At 64.1% G+C, this 16019-nt stretch carries 17 protein-coding genes and 2 tRNA genes; 5 read left to right on the top strand and 14 right to left on the bottom strand.

The genetic code is table 11. The annotated features are described in order from the left end of the window. Window positions 1-114: 114 nt before the first annotated feature. Window positions 115-1554: a helix-turn-helix domain-containing protein gene (locus tag IM760_RS14580; RefSeq protein ID WP_067608112.1), complete on the bottom strand. Its 1440-nt coding sequence runs from the start codon at window positions 1552-1554 to the stop codon at window positions 115-117. A gap of 347 nt (window positions 1555-1901) precedes the next feature. On the opposite strand from IM760_RS14580, the gene IM760_RS14575 reads away from it, so the two are divergent. After that, the gene (locus IM760_RS14575; RefSeq protein ID WP_138771171.1) at window positions 1902-2429 is read left to right on the top strand and encodes a hypothetical protein; all 528 of its coding nucleotides are present in this window, start codon (window positions 1902-1904) and stop codon (window positions 2427-2429) included. A gap of 399 nt (window positions 2430-2828) precedes the next feature. Here IM760_RS14575 and IM760_RS14570 read toward each other — a convergent pair. The 10 genes from IM760_RS14570 to IM760_RS14525 form a co-directional block, all read right to left on the bottom strand. Then, window positions 2829-2905 (bottom strand) — tRNA-Pro (locus IM760_RS14570). A gap of 89 nt (window positions 2906-2994) precedes the next feature. Next, a complete protein-coding gene (locus IM760_RS14565) occupies window positions 2995-3351 on the bottom strand; it encodes a MerR family transcriptional regulator (RefSeq protein ID WP_204430688.1) in 357 nt (118 codons plus the stop codon). Beyond that, on the bottom strand, window positions 3332-3631 hold the full coding sequence (ihfA, locus tag IM760_RS14560; RefSeq protein WP_204430686.1) for an integration host factor subunit alpha: 300 nt from the start codon (window positions 3629-3631) through the stop codon (window positions 3332-3334). Before ihfA ends, IM760_RS14565 begins: the two co-directional genes overlap by 20 nt. 28 nt (window positions 3632-3659) lie before the next feature. Further along, a complete protein-coding gene (gene pheT, locus IM760_RS14555) occupies window positions 3660-6035 on the bottom strand; it encodes a phenylalanine--tRNA ligase subunit beta (RefSeq protein WP_204430684.1) in 2376 nt (791 codons plus the stop codon). Between the two features lie 17 nt (window positions 6036-6052). Continuing rightward, window positions 6053-7072, bottom strand: coding sequence for a phenylalanine--tRNA ligase subunit alpha (gene pheS / locus IM760_RS14550; RefSeq protein WP_204430696.1), 1020 nt, complete (start codon window positions 7070-7072; stop codon window positions 6053-6055). A gap of 148 nt (window positions 7073-7220) precedes the next feature. Next, entirely contained in the window at window positions 7221-7580 is a 360-nt protein-coding gene (gene rplT, locus IM760_RS14545; RefSeq protein ID WP_138771167.1) for a 50S ribosomal protein L20, read from the bottom strand. Between the two features lie 25 nt (window positions 7581-7605). Next, window positions 7606-7800: a 50S ribosomal protein L35 gene (rpmI, locus tag IM760_RS14540; protein WP_138771166.1), complete on the bottom strand. Its 195-nt coding sequence runs from the start codon at window positions 7798-7800 to the stop codon at window positions 7606-7608. 62 nt (window positions 7801-7862) lie between these two features. After that, window positions 7863-8480 carry a translation initiation factor IF-3 gene (gene infC, locus IM760_RS14535; protein ID WP_204430682.1) on the bottom strand — a complete coding sequence of 206 codons (618 nt, stop codon included), beginning with the start codon at window positions 8478-8480 and terminating at the stop codon, window positions 7863-7865. Window positions 8481-8569: 89 nt separating this feature from the next. Next, window positions 8570-8646, bottom strand: a tRNA-Val gene (locus IM760_RS14530). 57 nt (window positions 8647-8703) lie between these two features. Next, entirely contained in the window at window positions 8704-9399 is a 696-nt protein-coding gene (locus IM760_RS14525; RefSeq protein ID WP_204430680.1) for a GntR family transcriptional regulator, read from the bottom strand. Between the two features lie 168 nt (window positions 9400-9567). Here IM760_RS14525 and IM760_RS14520 point away from each other — a divergent pair, with 168 nt between their 5' ends. From IM760_RS14520 to IM760_RS14505, 4 genes are all read left to right on the top strand, one after another. Continuing rightward, window positions 9568-10110, top strand: a complete 543-nt coding sequence (locus tag IM760_RS14520) for a hypothetical protein (RefSeq protein WP_204430678.1) — start codon at window positions 9568-9570, stop codon at window positions 10108-10110. 149 nt (window positions 10111-10259) lie between these two features. After that, entirely contained in the window at window positions 10260-11687 is a 1428-nt protein-coding gene (locus IM760_RS14515) for a cytochrome ubiquinol oxidase subunit I (RefSeq protein ID WP_204430676.1), read from the top strand. A gap of 3 nt (window positions 11688-11690) precedes the next feature. Beyond that, the gene (gene cydB, locus IM760_RS14510; RefSeq protein ID WP_204430674.1) at window positions 11691-12704 is read left to right on the top strand and encodes a cytochrome d ubiquinol oxidase subunit II; all 1014 of its coding nucleotides are present in this window, start codon (window positions 11691-11693) and stop codon (window positions 12702-12704) included. Continuing rightward, window positions 12701-12853, top strand: a complete 153-nt coding sequence (locus IM760_RS14505; RefSeq protein ID WP_204430672.1) for a DUF2474 domain-containing protein — start codon at window positions 12701-12703, stop codon at window positions 12851-12853. The genes cydB and IM760_RS14505 overlap by 4 nt, the downstream gene beginning before the upstream one ends. Window positions 12854-13179: 326 nt before the next feature. Here IM760_RS14505 and IM760_RS14500 read toward each other — a convergent pair whose 3' ends face one another. From IM760_RS14500 to IM760_RS14490, 3 genes are all read right to left on the bottom strand, one after another. Then, complete coding sequence (locus IM760_RS14500; protein WP_204430670.1) at window positions 13180-14388, bottom strand: 3-phosphoglycerate dehydrogenase family protein; 1209 nt, start codon at window positions 14386-14388, stop codon at window positions 13180-13182. An 89-nt stretch (window positions 14389-14477) separates the two neighbouring features. Further along, on the bottom strand, window positions 14478-15194 hold the full coding sequence (gene purC / locus IM760_RS14495) for a phosphoribosylaminoimidazolesuccinocarboxamide synthase (RefSeq protein ID WP_204430668.1): 717 nt from the start codon (window positions 15192-15194) through the stop codon (window positions 14478-14480). Window positions 15195-15222: 28 nt separating this feature from the next. After that, entirely contained in the window at window positions 15223-15996 is a 774-nt protein-coding gene (locus IM760_RS14490) for an MBL fold metallo-hydrolase (RefSeq protein WP_204430666.1), read from the bottom strand. Between the last annotated feature and the right edge of the window lie 23 nt (window positions 15997-16019).

Raw genomic sequence — 16019 nt, 5'->3', positions numbered from 1 at the left:
GAAACATGCACCAGCAGTAGGTGAAGCATCAACCAGATAATCCGATGAGATGCCGATCTGTCTCACTCTCATGCAAAGGTAAGATCAACCATTTAATCCGCTTACCCATAATCTTTACGCTGGGTTCTTCGCATCCGCCTGGTCAGTCTGCTCCCTGCAGTCGTAGGTCAAAAAATGGACGGTCTTCCCCCTAACCGGCATCAAGAGGATATCTGAATAACGCGAACCGATGTTTTCGGTCACCGATTCCGGGCTCGCTTCCTCATTCTTAGCCATGACCGCTATAACCTCCCGGGCCCTCCGCCAGACGTGAATGCAGAACCAGCGAGCCAATAAGACCCTGGCTCCCTTATACCTCTCTCGTAACTGACCATTGGACAACAATTCGCGCTCTACCCTTTCAAGGAGGGCCCCGGCCGCATCCGGTTCACTCCGCTCGCCTCTCTCCCCGTCGTGCAGCTCCGTTGGATACTCGTTAACCAGCCACGTCACATAGTCACAAGCTTTGAATAGAAGATATTCTCGAACCTCTGCACGACGTGGTTCGCCGGCGAATGCCGAATATAAGGGCGGAGGCTTCTCCTCGCCTTCTTCCTCCTCCTGATGCGGTGGTACCAGACCGGGATAAGCGGAAGCCTCCGCCTCGATCCATCGATCCGAGTCACCGTCATTCACCTTACCGCTCACAGCAGCGGCGCTCCTTTTGTTCGAAATCCGATCGCACTTCCGGTGCACGGACGCCACAGGACTGAGTTCGCCTAGGTTCAGAAAGATGCCAGTCGAGGGAGTATCTGTCGCTAACTTTGGATAACCGATGGCGGCGCTGTTCAATACCAGGGCACTCGGCACCTTTCCTGGGACGAAGCGCCCGGTCAGGCCAGGGACCCTTAACGTGAAGAACCCCAACTGCTCCAGGCGGTGAAGATGATTACGGACTCGGGAAGGAGACATCCCCACCAGCCGAGATAGCCGACGAAGCCCAGCGTCGATCACCACCCCTCGTCTATCCGCCAAATTCCACAGAATCGCTAACAAAAGCTTGCCCGGAATGGCCAGGCGAGAAGGAAGCTGATCCTCAGCCTTAACCTGCACCCGCCCATCGAACGAATCAGTATTTTGACCTAACTGCACCGCGCGGCAGTGAAGAGCTGCAGCTACTTTATTCGCCTGACTAACGGCGCCCCGATCAATCGGCATGCTCGCCAACTTTTGCCCCAACGCTCTCTCCACACGGAACTCCCGCACAGGACGCCCCCGAGTAAATTTACCAGGTCCCCAGTCGGGCCAATCATCCTGATAGCGCGTCACCAAACACGGCCTTCGCTCCTCTGACCTGGGATCCGCGAGCAGCTCGCCTCTGGCGTCGAGAAATGTCTTTCGGCTGATCCCGAACAACTCCTGTAACTGCTTAATTTTCAGTCTCACCGGAGAGGTTCCGAACATGAGCCACACTCGCACCAGTAAGTACCTAGCCTCTGGTGAAAGCGCTGGATCTTCCGTGGTTAATAGCCACGCCATGCCACCCAGCTTGCCGTCAAGCGCGCTTTCATCCAAAATTAACACCTATTAAAAATAGAATTAAAACACGTCACAACTCTAATCGTTGATGTGTAATAATACAATCAAGAATATAATTTCGGACATCTCAGATCTAAGACAGACGTGGGGGAAATCCAATGGGGAGGGAGTGGCTCGACTGGTTTAAGTTCGAAGACCAAGAGCACTGTGAATGGGCTACCAAGTATCTCGGTCAGCGAGGCCACATAGTCGGTCCAGCGAATGGCTGGCGGTCACTTCAATCGCGTCTGAGCGGGCTGGTAGCGGAGTGGCCGGCGCGCGATCAGGCCACCCAAATGCCACAAGATCCTGCGCACGCTCCATACCTCATGCTGGAGCTGAGGATGCGCTCCGCGTACTACCAGTGGAAAAAAAGGCGGGACGATAAGCAGTTCAGCACCTACAACTTAAGAATGAGAAAAGATCTACGGCCTTTGCTGCGCCATCTTGCCAAAAATCAGAATATGACCATCAGCGAAGCTCTTGAGGATCTCGTGCGCCGAGAGAACAGCATGAGCCGGGATTTCCGGGCCGAAATGGACCGGCGCCTTGCAGAAGCGAGCCAGAAAGCGAGTCAAGAAGCGGAACACAAAGAAGAGCTGCAGAAGCAGCGCCTTGAGCAACACCAGCGTGTTATCACGCAGCTCACCAACCGGGCCGCAAACGTGGAGGTTCAGCTAGAAGGCCTCACAATAACGGACCAGGCGGCCCAAGAAGAGCGCGAAGCATTCGAAGGTTTGGTCGAGGAAAGAGCAAGCGTGATACGCGATGAGTACCAGGACGAGCTATCCCGGATTCCAAAGGCGCGTAGACGCTCCTCGGCCTCCCTACCACGCACCCCTCCTCCACCCCCGGACAACAGTACAGACTGAAAGCCAGTATCTACCGAAGCGTTTCCAGGTGATCCGCCCACCGCTGTAGCCACTCCCGGCCCCCTTCCTCATAGCCGTGCACCTTGACGCCCTCTGGGAATGCACCAGGACGCGCACAGGGTTGTTGTAGAGGGTACGGCGGAGGAGCCTGGCGTTAGGCTCGCGCAGGCCAGGGATGCTCTTCAGCACGCCGCTGCAGGAATCGACAAACCACCCTGCCCTTAATCACCTCGGACAGATAGAGCTCCACGGGTGCGCCCCGCTTTGGAAAAGGGCCTTCTACGCGACCGGGGTGCCACTCCGAGGCCGAGCAATTATTCGGTGGGGCAAAAAGTGGGGCAAAAATGCCGGCAACAAAAAAGGGGCTAGGCTGTGAATCGCCTAACCCCTTGTTTTATTTGGTCGGGACGGAAGGATTCGAACCTTCGACCCCTTGCACCCCATGCAAGTGCGCTACCAGGCTGCGCTACGCCCCGAATCGTCTGCTTCGGCGGGGACCCCGTCGAAGCGGCGAGCATCATAACGGATCACGGCGGGGGATGGAACCCGGATCCGGCCTGTTTGATCAGGCGTTGAGCACGTCCAGCACGTCTTCCATCTCGACGATCATCTGACGGATCATCTGGTGGTAGCGGGTGGCGTGCTCGGCGTTGGCGTCGCCGGACAATTGCTGGCGGGCGCCGCCGATGGTGAAGCCCTGCTCGTAGAGCAGGCTGCGGATCTGGCGGATGGTCAGCACGTCCTGGCGCTGGTAATAACGGCGGTTGCCACGGCGCTTCACCGGCTTGAGCTGGGGAAACTCCTGCTCCCAGTAGCGCAGCACGTGCGGTTTGACGTCGCACAGCTCGCTGACCTCACCGATGGTGAAGTAGCGCTTTCCGGGGATCGCTGGCAGTTCGTCGTTATGACTGGGTTCGAGCATAGTCTTCCACCCGCTGTTTTAATTTCTGACCGGGCCGGAAGGTCACCACGCGGCGCGCGGAGATGGGGATTTCTTCGCCGGTTTTCGGGTTTCGTCCGGGACGTTCGCTTTTGTCCCGCAGGTCGAAGTTGCCGAACCCGGAGAGTTTCACCGGCCGGTTGTCGGCCAGTGAATCCCGGATTTCCTCGAAGAAGGTTTCCACCAGTTCCTTGGCTTCACGCTTGTTGAGACCGAGCTCGTCATGCAGCCGGTCGGCCATGTCTGCCTTGGTCAGCGCCATCGGAAATGCCTCAATCAAGCCCCTGAAATCAGTCCCTGAGGGTCGCGTTAAACTGTTGTTTTAGCTGGGATACCACCTGCTCGACCAGGTCGTTGACCTGGGCGTCCCTAAGAGTGCGCGAAGGATCCTGGAAGGTCAAGGTCAGGGCCAGGCTTTTGCGGCCCGCCTGGATGTGCTCGCCCTGATAGACATCGAAGATGTGCACATTGCGCAGGCGCGCGTCGCAGGCGGCGCGGACCGCCGCCACCAGGTCCCCGGCGGGCACCTCCGCATCGACCACGAAGGCCAGGTCGCGCTGCACCCGGGGCTGGTCGGAGACCGGCTCGAAGTGCGGCAGCAGACCGTCGCGCAGCGGTTCCAGGGCCAGCTCGAACAGGTACAGGTCCGCGGGCAGGTCCAGGTCCCGGGCCAGGCGCGGGTGCAGCTTGCCCAGGTGGCCCACCACCCGGCCGCCGCGGACCAGCTCCGCGCACTGACCGGGATGCAGGGCCGGGTGCTGGCCGGGCCGGAAGCTGAACGCCGCCGGGTCGGACAGCGCGGTCAGCGCTTCCACGTCCCCTTTCAGGTCGTAGAAATCCACCCGGCGCGGCTTGCCTTCCCAGTGGGCCGGCCGGGCGCTGCCGTACAGCAGACCCGCCACACGGGGCTCCTGGGCCAGGCCGTCGGCGCCGGGTATGAAGCGCAGGCCGGTTTCGAACAGGCGCAGGCGGTCGATCTGCCGGTTCAGGTTGCGGCCGGCGGCGTTCAGCAGGCCGGCGAACAGGTTGGTGCGCATCACGCCCAGGTCGGCGGAGATCGGGTTCATCAGCGCCAGCGGCGGGTGGTCCGGGTCGACCTTGGCGAGCAGGTCCGGGGCCACGAAGCTGTAGGTGATGGCTTCCAGGTAGCCCCGGTCGCGCAGGGTGTCGGCCAGGCGGCGCAGGGGCAGTCGACGCTCGCCGTCCGGTTCGCCGGCGGGGGTGCCGGAGGGCACCCGGCTGGGCCAGTGCTCGTAGCCGCGCACCCGCGCCAGTTCCTCGATCAGGTCTTCCTCGATGGCCATGTCGAAGCGCCAGCTGGGCGCCCGCACCGTCCATTCGCCGTCGCCGGTTTCGCGCACGGTCATGCCCAGGCGCTCCAGGATGTCGACGATCTCGCCGTGATCCAGGGCGGCGCCCAGCAGCGCGGTGACGCGCTCGGCACGCAGGGCGATGTCCGCCGGTTGCGGCGCGCGGGCGGCGTCGCCGGCTTCGGTGACCGGGCCCGGGCGGCCGCCGGCGATCTCGACGATCAGGGCGGTGGCGCGCTCCATGGCCACTTGCTGCAGGGCCGGGTCCACGCCGCGTTCATAGCGGTGGGAGGAGTCGGTGTGCAGGCCGTAGCCACGGGCGCGGCCGACGATGGCCAGGGGATTGAAGAAGGCGCATTCCAGGAACAGGTCCACGGTGTCGTCGGATACGGCGGTGGGCCGGCCGCCCATGATGCCGGCCATGGCCACCGGGCCGTTGTCGTCGGCGATCACCAGGGTGTCGTCGCGCAGTTCCTGGGTCTGGTCGTCCAGGGTCAGCAGTTGCTCGCCGGCGCGGGCCTGGCGCACCACGATGCCGCCGCTGAGCTTGCTCAGGTCGAAGGCGTGCAGGGGCTGGCCCAGTTCCAGCAGCACATAGTTGGTCACATCGACGATCGGGTCGATGGCGTGCAGGCCGGCGCGGCGCAGGCGCTCCACCATCCACAGCGGCGTGGTGGCGGCGGGATCGATGCCGCGGATCACCCGGCCCAGATAGCGCGGGCAGCCGTCGCTGTTCTCCACGGTCACCGGGAAGGTGGTCTCGTCGCTGACGGCCACCGCTTCCACGGCGGGTTCGGTGAGCGGCGCGCGGTTGAGCACGCCCACTTCCCGGGCGATGCCGCGCAGGCTCAGGCAGTCCGCCCGGTTGGGGGTCAGGTCCACTTCGATGACGGTGTCGTCGAGGGCCAGGTACTCGCGAATGTCGGTGCCCACCGGGGCGTCCGCCGGCAATTCCAGCAGGCCGTCGATCAGGTCGTCCAGGCCCAGCTCCGAGCCGCCGCAGAGCATGCCTTCGGAGGGTTCGCCGCGCAGCTTGGCCTTCTTGATTTTCAGGTCACCGGGCAGCTCGGCGCCGACCTTGGCGAACGGCACCTTCAGGCCTTCGCGGGCATTGGGGGCGCCGCACACCACCGGGAACAGGCTCTCGCCGTCGCTCACTTCGCACAGGCGCAGCTTGTCCGCGTCCGGGTGCGGGCGGCAGCTTTTGATTTCGCCGACCACCACGCCGGTGAACGGCGCCGCCGCCGGTTCCACGGCGTCCACTTCCAGGCCGGCCATGGTGAGCTGGTGAACCAGGGTATCGGTGTCGATGGCGGGGTTGACCCATTCCCGCAACCAGGCTTCGTTGAAACGCATTCTCGGTGATCCCTATTTCAGGCGAATTGCGACAGGAAGCGCGCGTCGTTCTCGAAGAACAGGCGCAGATCGTTGACGCCGTAGCGCAGCATGGTGAGTCGCTCGATGCCCATGCCGAAGGCGAAGCCGCTGTAGCGGGACGGGTCCACGCCGCCGTGCTCCAGCACCCTGGGATGGACCATGCCGCAGCCCATGATCTCGATCCAGCCACTGTGCGAGCACACCCGGCAGCCTTCGCCGCCGCAGTGCACGCAGCCCACGTCCACTTCCGCGCTGGGCTCGGTGAACGGGAAATAGCTGGGCCGGAAGCGCACCGGCAGATCGTCCACCTCGAAGATGTACTGCAGGAAGGCGGCCACGGTGCCCTTCAGATCGGCGAAGGTGATGTTCTCGTCCACCAGCAGCCCTTCCACCTGGTGGAACATGGGCGTATGGGTCAGGTCCGAGTCGCACCGGTACACGCGGCCCGGGGCGATGATGCGGAACGGCGGCTGGCCTTTCTGCATCACCCGCACCTGCACCGGCGAGGTGTGGGTGCGCAGCAGGCGGCCATCCCCGAAATAGAAGGTGTCGTGCATGGCCCGCGCCGGGTGGTGGGCGGGGATATTGAGCGCCTCGAAGTTGTGGAAGTCGTCTTCCACCTCCGGGCCCTCGGCGATGTCGAAGCCCAGCCGCAGGAAGAAGTCCTCCATGCGTCGGCGCATGCGCGTCACCGGGTGCAGGGCGCCGGGCGGCTCGCCGCGACCGGGCAGGGTCACGTCCAGGGACTCGGCGCTGAGCTGCTGGTCCAGGGCGGCCTGCTCCAGGGCCTCGCGGCGCTCGTCCAGGGCGGCCTGCACGCGCTGCTTGCCTTCGTTGATCAGCGCCCCGGCCTTGGGCCGGTCCTCGGCGCTCAGGCCCCCCAGGCTTTTCAGCAGCGCACTGATCTCGCCTTTCTTGCCCAGGTAGCGGACCCGCACCTCGTCCAGGGCGCGGGCGTCCGCCGCGCCGGCCACTTCGGCCAGCGCCGCGTCCACCAGGCTATCCAGGTTCTCCATCATACGATTTACCCGTTCCCGTGCTGTTGATACGCCGGAAGCCGCCGGCCCCCGGCCGGGGCTTCCCAACGAAAAACGGGGGAAGAGCGCGAGCTCTTCCCCCGTTTCAGAGTACTGTCGTCTTGTTACGGACGGACCGACAGTGTGCTCAGGCGGCGAGACTCGCTTTGGCTTTTTCCGCCAAAGCGCCAAAGGCCACCTGATCGCGAACCGCCAGGTCCGCCAGCACTTTACGGTCGATCTCGATGGACGCCTTTTTCAGGCCGTCGATCATACGGCTGTAGGACAGGCCGTTGATGCGGGCCGCGGCATTGATGCGCACGATCCACAGACGACGGAACTGACGCTTGCGTACCTTACGGTCACGGTAGGCGTACTGGCCGGCCTTGATGACCGCCTGCACCGCCACGCGGAATACGCGGCTGCGGGCACCGTAGTAACCTTTTGCTTGCTTGAGAATTTTCTTGTGCCGGCGACGCGCCTGCACACCACGCTTGACTCGAGCCATTGTTCAGATCTCCAAAAACCGGTGTTTAGACGTAGGGCATCATGCGTTTGACCAGAGCCACGTCACTCTCGTGAACCTGGGTCTTGGGACGCAGATGGCGAATCGTCTTGGACGATTTCTTCGTCAGGATATGGTTTTTGAATGCCTGCTTACGCTTGAAACCGGAGGCGGTTTTCTTGAAACGCTTTGCGGCCCCGCGGTTTGTCTTGATCTTTGGCATGGTACCTATCTCAAGTTCGTGTGTTTCGGTTCATAAATAAGAAGCGACAACCGGCGAACCGGTTATTTCTTCTTCTTGCTGCCCGGGCTGAGCACCATGATCATCTGGCGCCCTTCCATGTTCGGGCGTTGTTCGACGGACCCGTAGTCCGCCAAATCCGCTTCCACGCGCTCCAGCAGATCGCGACCCAGCTCCTGGTGAGCCATCTCGCGACCGCGGAACCGCACGGTTACCTTGGTCTTGTCGCCGGCCTCCAGGAAGCGCTTGAGGTTACGCAGTTTCACCTCATAGTCGCCGGAGTCGGTGCCGGGACGGAATTTAATCTCTTTCAGCTGAGTCTGCCGCGTCTTCTTGCGGGACTCCTTGGCCTTCTGCTTCTGTTCGAACAGATGCTTGCCGTAATCCATGATCCGGCATACCGGCGGTTCCGCGTCGGGCGAGATCTCCACCAGATCCAGCTGTTTGCCATTGGCCTTCTCGAGGGCTTCCTCGACGGTGACGATGCCGATCTGCTCGCCATCGACGTCGATCAGCCGAACCTCGTTCGCCTGGATTTGCTGATTGATTCTGGCGCGCTGCTCGCGGCCTTTGCCTCCACGCTTAATGTCGTGAACCTCCGGTTGGTTATTCGAACTATGCCGGGCGGGCGCCTCGGGCGCGCCGCTCAGGGCATACGTCATCCTCGGGAATAGCCGCCCATTCTAGGTCACGGCACCGCCCCCGTAAACCCGGGGGTCACGGGGGCGGCGAAAGAGGATGGCGCGAAAACTGGTAGAACCGGGCGGATTCGAACCGCCGACCTCTGCCATGTCAAGGCAGCGCTCTAACCAACTGAGCTACGGTTCTGCAGAGGGGCGCAATTCTAGGCAGACCGGACGCCGCTGGCAAGCCCCTATCGCCGCCTTAACGCTTACGGCGCCCCCGCCAGGCCGCTTCGATCTGCCGGGCCCGGGTGATGGACTCCTGAACCAGCGCCGATTGGCGCTCGGCGAACTCACGGATGATCTCCAGGGCGGAGCGCACATCGCGGCGGAAGATGGTCTCCACCAGCGCCTTGAAGAAGGACAGGCACTCCTTCATTTCGTCGCCGTCCAGGTGCAGGGCCATGAAATAGGTGCGCTGCAGGGCCGGGTGCAGGTCGGCGAGCACGTCCTCCACGAAGGCGTTGCGGGCGAACGGGTAGGCGTGCTCCAGGAACCGGAAGCTGAGTTCAAAGAAGCGGTCCAGGTCCCGGTCCGAGGCGGCCAACTGCAGCTCGTGGATGAGCGCGATGATCGGGTCCAGGTCTTCCTCGCGCACGTTCTTGATGGCCTTGCGGATCACCAGCCCCAGCAGCACCTGCACCAGTTCATAGAGGCCGCGTACCTGGGCCTCGGACAGGTCCCGCACCACCGCCCCCCGGCGCGGCAGGATGTCGATCAGATGCCGGCGCTCCAGGATCAGCAGCGCCTCACGCACCGAGCCACGGCTGACTTCCAGCTCGCCGGCCACGCGCAGTTCCTGGATACGGTCCCCAGCCAACATTTCACCGCGGATGATCTGGCCGGCCAGATGGCCGGCAATCTGCTCGGAAAGACTCTCCCGGGCCTTGAACGTCATGGTTTGTCCTACAATCCCCTGATATTGTCGGACTATACAACCAAACGCCTCCCCGTACCCGTAAAAGCATTGGCAAAAATGCACGGCGAACCATGACAAGGCCGGTCCGGCATGGTTAATTGCGGAAACAAGGAACGCAGTCGGGCGGCCTGGCCGCCAAGGGCAGTCATGAAAAGGTTGATCACGGAACGGGCGGAACTGGACGCCCTGTTCGATCATTACGCGGAGCGCTTCGGGCGGGACCAGACCCCCTATCGGAACCATGTGTACCGGGTCATCAATCTGGTGGCGGCGCAACGCCCCCTGGAGGGCGACGACCTGCGCAAGGTGGAGCTGGCCGGGTTCTTCCATGATGCCGGCATCTGGCTGGCCGGCACCTTCGACTATCTGGGCCCCTCCGCCCGCCTCGCCTGCCACCATCTCAGCGAGCTCGGCCTGACCGACTGGGCCGACGAAATCCACGCCATGATCGTCCAGCACCACAAGCTCACCGGCACCGGCGAATCACCGAACAGCCTGGTGGAGGCCTTCCGGCGCGCCGACTGGATCGACCTGTCCCTGGGACTGGTGCGCTTCGGGGTGCCGCGCCAGCGCATCCGCGAGATCAATCACCGCTTCCCCAACGCCGGCTTCCACGGCCTGCTTCTCGGCCTGGCCGCCCGCCGGCTGTGCACCCATCCGTGGAATCCGCTGCCGATGATTCGTCGTTGAAACACGGCGCCCACTGACCCACCCTGGCCGCACCCACCGCCTGGACAATCGGTCCAAGGACATCATGTCCAGGCGTAACCACGGAAACGCCTTTCTAGAATGGATGCATCGCCGACCGGCATTTGGCCGGCCCGCAAAGGAGGCAACGGATGGCGGAGTCGCTCGCGCTCGATCTGGCCCGTATCCAGTTCGGGTTCACCATTTCCTTTCACATCATTTTCCCGGCCATCACCATCGGACTGGCCAGCTATCTGGTGGTGCTGGAGGGTCTCTGGCTGTACACCCGCCGGACCCTTTACCGGGACCTCTACCACTTCTGGTCCAAGATCTTCGCGGTCAATTTCGGCATGGGCGTGGTGTCCGGCCTGGTCATGGCCTACCAGTTCGGCACCAATTGGAGCTTCTTTTCCGAATTCGCCGGCGGCGTCACCGGACCGCTGCTCGCCTATGAAGTGCTCACCGCCTTCTTTCTGGAGGCCGGTTTTCTCGGCGTGATGCTGTTCGGCTGGAACCGGGTGGGCCCGGGGCTGCACTTCTTCTCCACCGTGGTGGTGGCGGTGGGCACCCTGATCTCCACATTCTGGATCCTGGCTTCCAACAGCTGGATGCAAACACCCCAGGGCTTCGAGATCATCGACGGTCGGGTAGTGCCCACCGACTGGCTGGCGGTGATCTTCAATCCTTCCTTTCCCTATCGACTGGCGCATATGTCGGTGGCGGCGTTCCTGGCCACCGCCCTGTTCGTGGGCGCCTCCGCGGCCTGGCATCTGCTGCGCGGTCGCGATCAGCCGGCCATCCGCACCATGTTCTCCATGGCCATGTGGATGATGGTGGTGGTAGCGCCGGTGCAGGTGCTGATCGGCGACCTGCACGGACTCAATACCCTGAAACACCAGCCCGCCAAGGTGGCCGCCATGGAGGGGCACTGGGGCGGCGAGACCGCCCCGGGCGAAGGCTTGCAGCTGCTGCTGTTCGGCTGGCCGGACATGGCGGAGGAGACCACTCACCTGGCGGTGGGCGTGCCACGCCTGGGCAGTCTGATTCTTACCCACAGCTGGGACGGCACCATCCCCGGGCTTAAGGAATTCCCCGCCCGGGACCGGCCCAACGCCACCGTGGTGTTCTGGTCGTTCCGGGTGATGGTCGGCCTGGGCCTGCTGATGCTACTGCTCGGCGCGCTCAGTCTGCTGCAGCGCTGGCGCGGGCGCCTGTACCGGTCACGCGGGTTGCTGCGCTTCGCGCTGGCCATGGGGCCCGCCGGCCTGGTGGCGATCCTGGCCGGCTGGTACACCACCGAGATCGGCCGCCAGCCCTGGGTGGTTTACGGTCTGATGCGCACCTCGGAGGCGGTATCGCCCCACGCCACCGGTACGCTGGCTCTGTCCTTGGGGCTGTTCGTGGTGGTCTATCTGTTCGTATTCGGAGCCGGCGTGGCCTACATGCTGCGGCTGGTGCGCAAGGGCCCGGTCAACGACGAGGGCCGCGAGGAAGGCGACGGCGGCCCCGGTCACCAGCGCCACGCCATGCGCCCGCTGTCGGCGGTGCGCGAGACCTTCGACGATGACGGGAGGGTGTGAACCATGGGCATCGATCTACCCCTGCTGTGGGCCCTGATCATCGGCTTCGGCGTGATGATGTATGTGCTGATGGACGGTTTCGATCTGGGCATCGGCATCCTCTACCCCTTCATGCCCGACAAGCATCACCGCGACGTGGCCATGAACACGGTGGCGCCGGTGTGGGACGGCAACGAGACCTGGCTGGTGCTCGGCGGCGCCGGTCTGCTGGCGGCGTTTCCGCTGGTCTATTCGGTGGTGCTGACCGCCCTGTATATCCCGCTCATGCTGATGCTGCTGGGACTGATCTTTCGCGGCATCGCCTTCGAGTTTCGCTTCAAGGCCCGCGAGCGCGAGCGTCATATCTGGGACAAGGCGTTTATCGGCGGCTCCTTCACCGCCACCTTTTTTCAGGGCGTGGTGCTGGGCGCCTATATTAGCGGCCTGCCGGTGCGCGACGGCGCCTACACCGGCGGCCCCCTGGATTGGTTCGCGCCCTTCCCGCTGTTCACCGGCGCGGCCCTGGTGTGCGCTTATGCCCTGCTGGGCAGTACCTGGCTGATCATGAAAACCGAGGGCGCCCTGCAGGCACGCATGGTCACCCTGGCCCGGCCACTGGCCTGGGCGCTGCTGGCCGCCATCGTGACGGTCAGCCTGTGGACGCCGCTGCGCGACCCGGCCATCGCCGAGCGCTGGTTCCGTTTTCCCAACCTGCTCTGGTTTTCACCGGTCCCGTTACTGGTGGCGGCCAGCATGGTGGCGTTGTTGCGCGCCCTGCGCCACGGCCGACAGGTGGCGCCGTTTCTGTTGACCCTGTTTCTGATGGGGCTGGGCTACGCCGGCCTGGCAATCAGCGGCTGGCCGCATATCCTGCCGCCGGACATCGACCTGTGGCAGGCGGCGGCGCCGCCACAGAGCCTGGGCTTCGCCCTGGTGGGGGCGCTGTTCATTATTCCCGTCATCCTCGCCTACACCGCCTTCGCCTACTATGTGTTCCGCGGCAAGGTGCGCCCCGGCGACAGCGGTTACCACGGATGAACGACGATCACGACTCCGGCCCACGCCGCCCGCCCTGGCTCCGTCGCCTGGGCTGGCTGGTGCTGATCTGGGCCACCAGCGTTGTGACGCTGGCGGGGGTGGCGGCGCTGATGCGAGGTCTGATGAACGCGCTCGGTCTCCAGGTCTGAGTGACTCCGGGTCGAAGGCGTACAGCCATGGTCAGCCATGGCCTACAACGGGACGGGCAAGGTGGCCGGCAAGTTACCCACAGAATCTGTGGATAAGTCTGTGAACTTTCTGTCAGGAAATCGGCCCGGGGCCCATTCCGGCGGCGCCGGCCCCAAAATGACGAAAAAATATCCATTATGTTAAACGTCATTAAAATCAAAGAGTTATAAATCAGTCCCGGAAAAATCAAGCGCTTACGTTGACTTGTTCATGACGGGGTCACCGATGCCCGTTCGCTGTGCAAAACTCCGCGCCGTCAAGCGATTTATGCACTGTCACGATGCCTTTATGGCTCCCCGCCGCGCTCTCGGCCCGGTTCCCGGGGGCCGTGCACCAGGCGCACGTTGATCACCCCTTCCAGACGGCCGATGCGCGCCAGCACCGCCGGGTCCGGGGCCTCCGCCAGGTCCAGCAGGTTGTAGGCCAGTTGATCGCGGCTTTTATTCAGCATATCGAGCACGTTGAGGTTGGCTTCCGCCAGTTCCGAGAGCACCGGGCCGAGCATGCGCGGCACGTTGCGGTTGGTCACCGCCAGCCGCGCGCCGGGGCCGGGCTCCAGCACCAGTTCGGGGAAATTCACGGAGTGGCGGATATTGCCGTTTTCGAGGAAATCCACCAGGGCGTCGGCGGCCATCATGGCGCAGTTCTCCTCGGATTCTCCGGTGCTGGCCCCCAGGTGCGGCAGCGTCAGCACGCCCCGGGCGCCGGCCAGGGCCAGGCTGGGAAAATCGGTGACGAAGGCCCCCAGGGCCTCGGCCTCCAGGGCGGCGGCCACCGCGCCGTCGTCGACGATGCCCTGGCGGGCGAAGTTGAGCAGCACCGCGTCCGGCTTCATCACCGCCAGCTGCTGGGCGCCGATCAGGTCGCGGGTGGCGTCCAGCAGCGGCAGGTGCAGGGTGACGAAGTCGGCCCGCGCCAGCAGCGCCTCCAGGCTGACCATCGGTGAGACCTGGCTGGGCAGGCGCCAGGCGGCGTCGACGCTGAGCGCCGGGTCGTAGCCGATCACCCGCATGCCCAGGTGCAGGGCGATGCGCGCCACCCGCGAGCCGATCGCGCCCAGCCCGATCACCCCCAGGGTGCGGCCGCTCAGTTCGCGGCCCTGGAATTGCTTCTTGCCGGCCTCCACCTGGCGGTGCAGATCGGCCTCGTCCGCCGCTTCCAGAGCGTCCACCCAGTCCAGGCCGGCGCGCAGGTGGCGGGCGGACAGCAGCAGCCCCGCCAGCACCAGCTCCTTGACCGCGTTGGCGTTGGCGCCCGGCGTATTGAACACCGGAATACCGCGCTCGCTGCAGTGGGCCACATCGATGTTGTTGACGCCGGCGCCGGCGCGGGCCACCGCGCGCACCGTGGCCGGCAGGGCATCGGCGCCGAGCGGGTGGCTGCGCAGCAGGATGGCGTCCGGGTCGGACAGATCACTGGCGATTTCGAAGCGGTCACGGGGGAAGCGTTCCAGGCCGCGCAGGGCGATCTGGTTGTGGGTGCGGATACGCAACATGGCGGCTCTCCGGTCGGCCGGGGTTGTTGTTTTCCCCAAGCCTCCCGGAAAAGCGCCGTCCTGACCAGCCCCGGGTCAGGAAAGAAAGGTCAGTATTGGAAGGTCATGCCCAGGCGGTGGCCCACTTCCTCGTAGGCTTCGATCACGTTACCCAGGTCCTGGCGGAAGCGGTCCTTGTCCATTTTTTCGCGGGTGTCCTTGTCCCACAGGCGGCAGCCGTCCGGGGAGAATTCGTCGCCCAGCACCACCTCCCCGTGGAACAGGCCGAACTCCAGCTTGTAGTCCACCAGCAGCATGTTGCCGTCCAGGAACAGCTTCTTGAGCACGTCGTTGACCTTGAAGGTGAGCGCCTTCATGGTCTCGATCTGCTCGTCGGTGGCCCAGCCGAAGCTGCGCACGTGGTACTCGTTGATCATCGGGTCGCCGAGGGCGTCGCTCTTCAGGAACATCTCGAAGGTGGGCGGGTTCAGTTCCTTGCCCTCTTCCACGCCCAGGCGGCGCACGATGGACCCGGCGGCCACGTTGCGCACCACGCATTCCACCGGGATCATCTCCAGGCGCTTGACCAGGCACTCATTGTTGGAGAGCAGCTTCTCGAAATGGGTGGGCACGCCGGCGGCCTGCAGCTTTTCCATGATGGCGGCGTTGAACTGGTTGTTGACCGCGCCCTTGCGGTCCAGCGCCTGCTTCTTCTTGCCGTCGAAGGCGGAGGTGTCGTCGCGGAAGACGATCACCAGCTTGTCCGGATCGTCGGTGGTGAATACGGACTTGGCCTTGCCGGCATAGAGTTCGTCGCGCTTTTCCATGAAATAACCTGTGTTGATGGGTCTGGGTTCAGTGAATGTCGAGCCAGTCGAAACCGTGGTTCTGGCCGGCCACCCGGATCCGCTCCTGGCCATGGACCACCGCCTGGTGGATCCGGGCCAGGGCGTGTTCCGGGGTGTTATTCTGCTCGCTCAGGTGCGAAAGCACGAGATGCTGCAGGCGGTCCACGTTGCAGTGGCCCAGCAGGGTGGCCGCCTGCTCATTGCTGAGATGCCCGTAATTGCCCCCCACCCGGCGCTTCAGCGAACTCGGATAGGGGCCGCTGGCGAGCAGTTCCGGGTCGTGGTTGCATTCCAGCACCAGGGCGTCGCATTCCCGGTAACACTCCACCACATGGGGCGTCAGCGAGCCCAGGTCGGTGAGCACGCCCAGCTCCCGGTCGCGCCAGCTGAAACGGTACTGACAGGGCTCGCGGGCATCGTGGGGCACGGTCACCGGGGTCACGGTCAGGTCCGCCACCTCGAAGGCCCGGCCCGGCCGCACCTCCCGCCACAGCGTGTTCTGAAACCCGGCGGGCTTGCCGGTCACCGCCCGGGCGGTGCCGAAGGTGCTGTACAGGGGCACGCCGTATTTGCGGGCCAGGGCGCCGGCGCCGCGCACGTGATCGCCGTGCTCATGGGTGATCAACACCGCCGCCAGATCGTCCGGGGCCAGGCCGAACAGGGCCAGGCGGCGCACCGTCTCGCGCAGGGTAAAGCCGCAGTCCACCAGCACCAGGGTGTCGCCGGCGCGCACCAGGGTGCCATTGCCTTTACTGCCACTGCCCAGGGACGCCAGTCGCAACTGCCCTACCCTCCCGCCGTCGT

It is taken from the genome of Alloalcanivorax marinus (assembly GCF_016906305.1).
GTDB lineage: Bacteria > Pseudomonadota > Gammaproteobacteria > Pseudomonadales > Alcanivoracaceae > Alloalcanivorax > Alloalcanivorax marinus.
The sequence above is the reverse complement of the archived record's forward strand: the minus strand, read 5'-3'. Positions and strand labels throughout refer to the sequence as shown.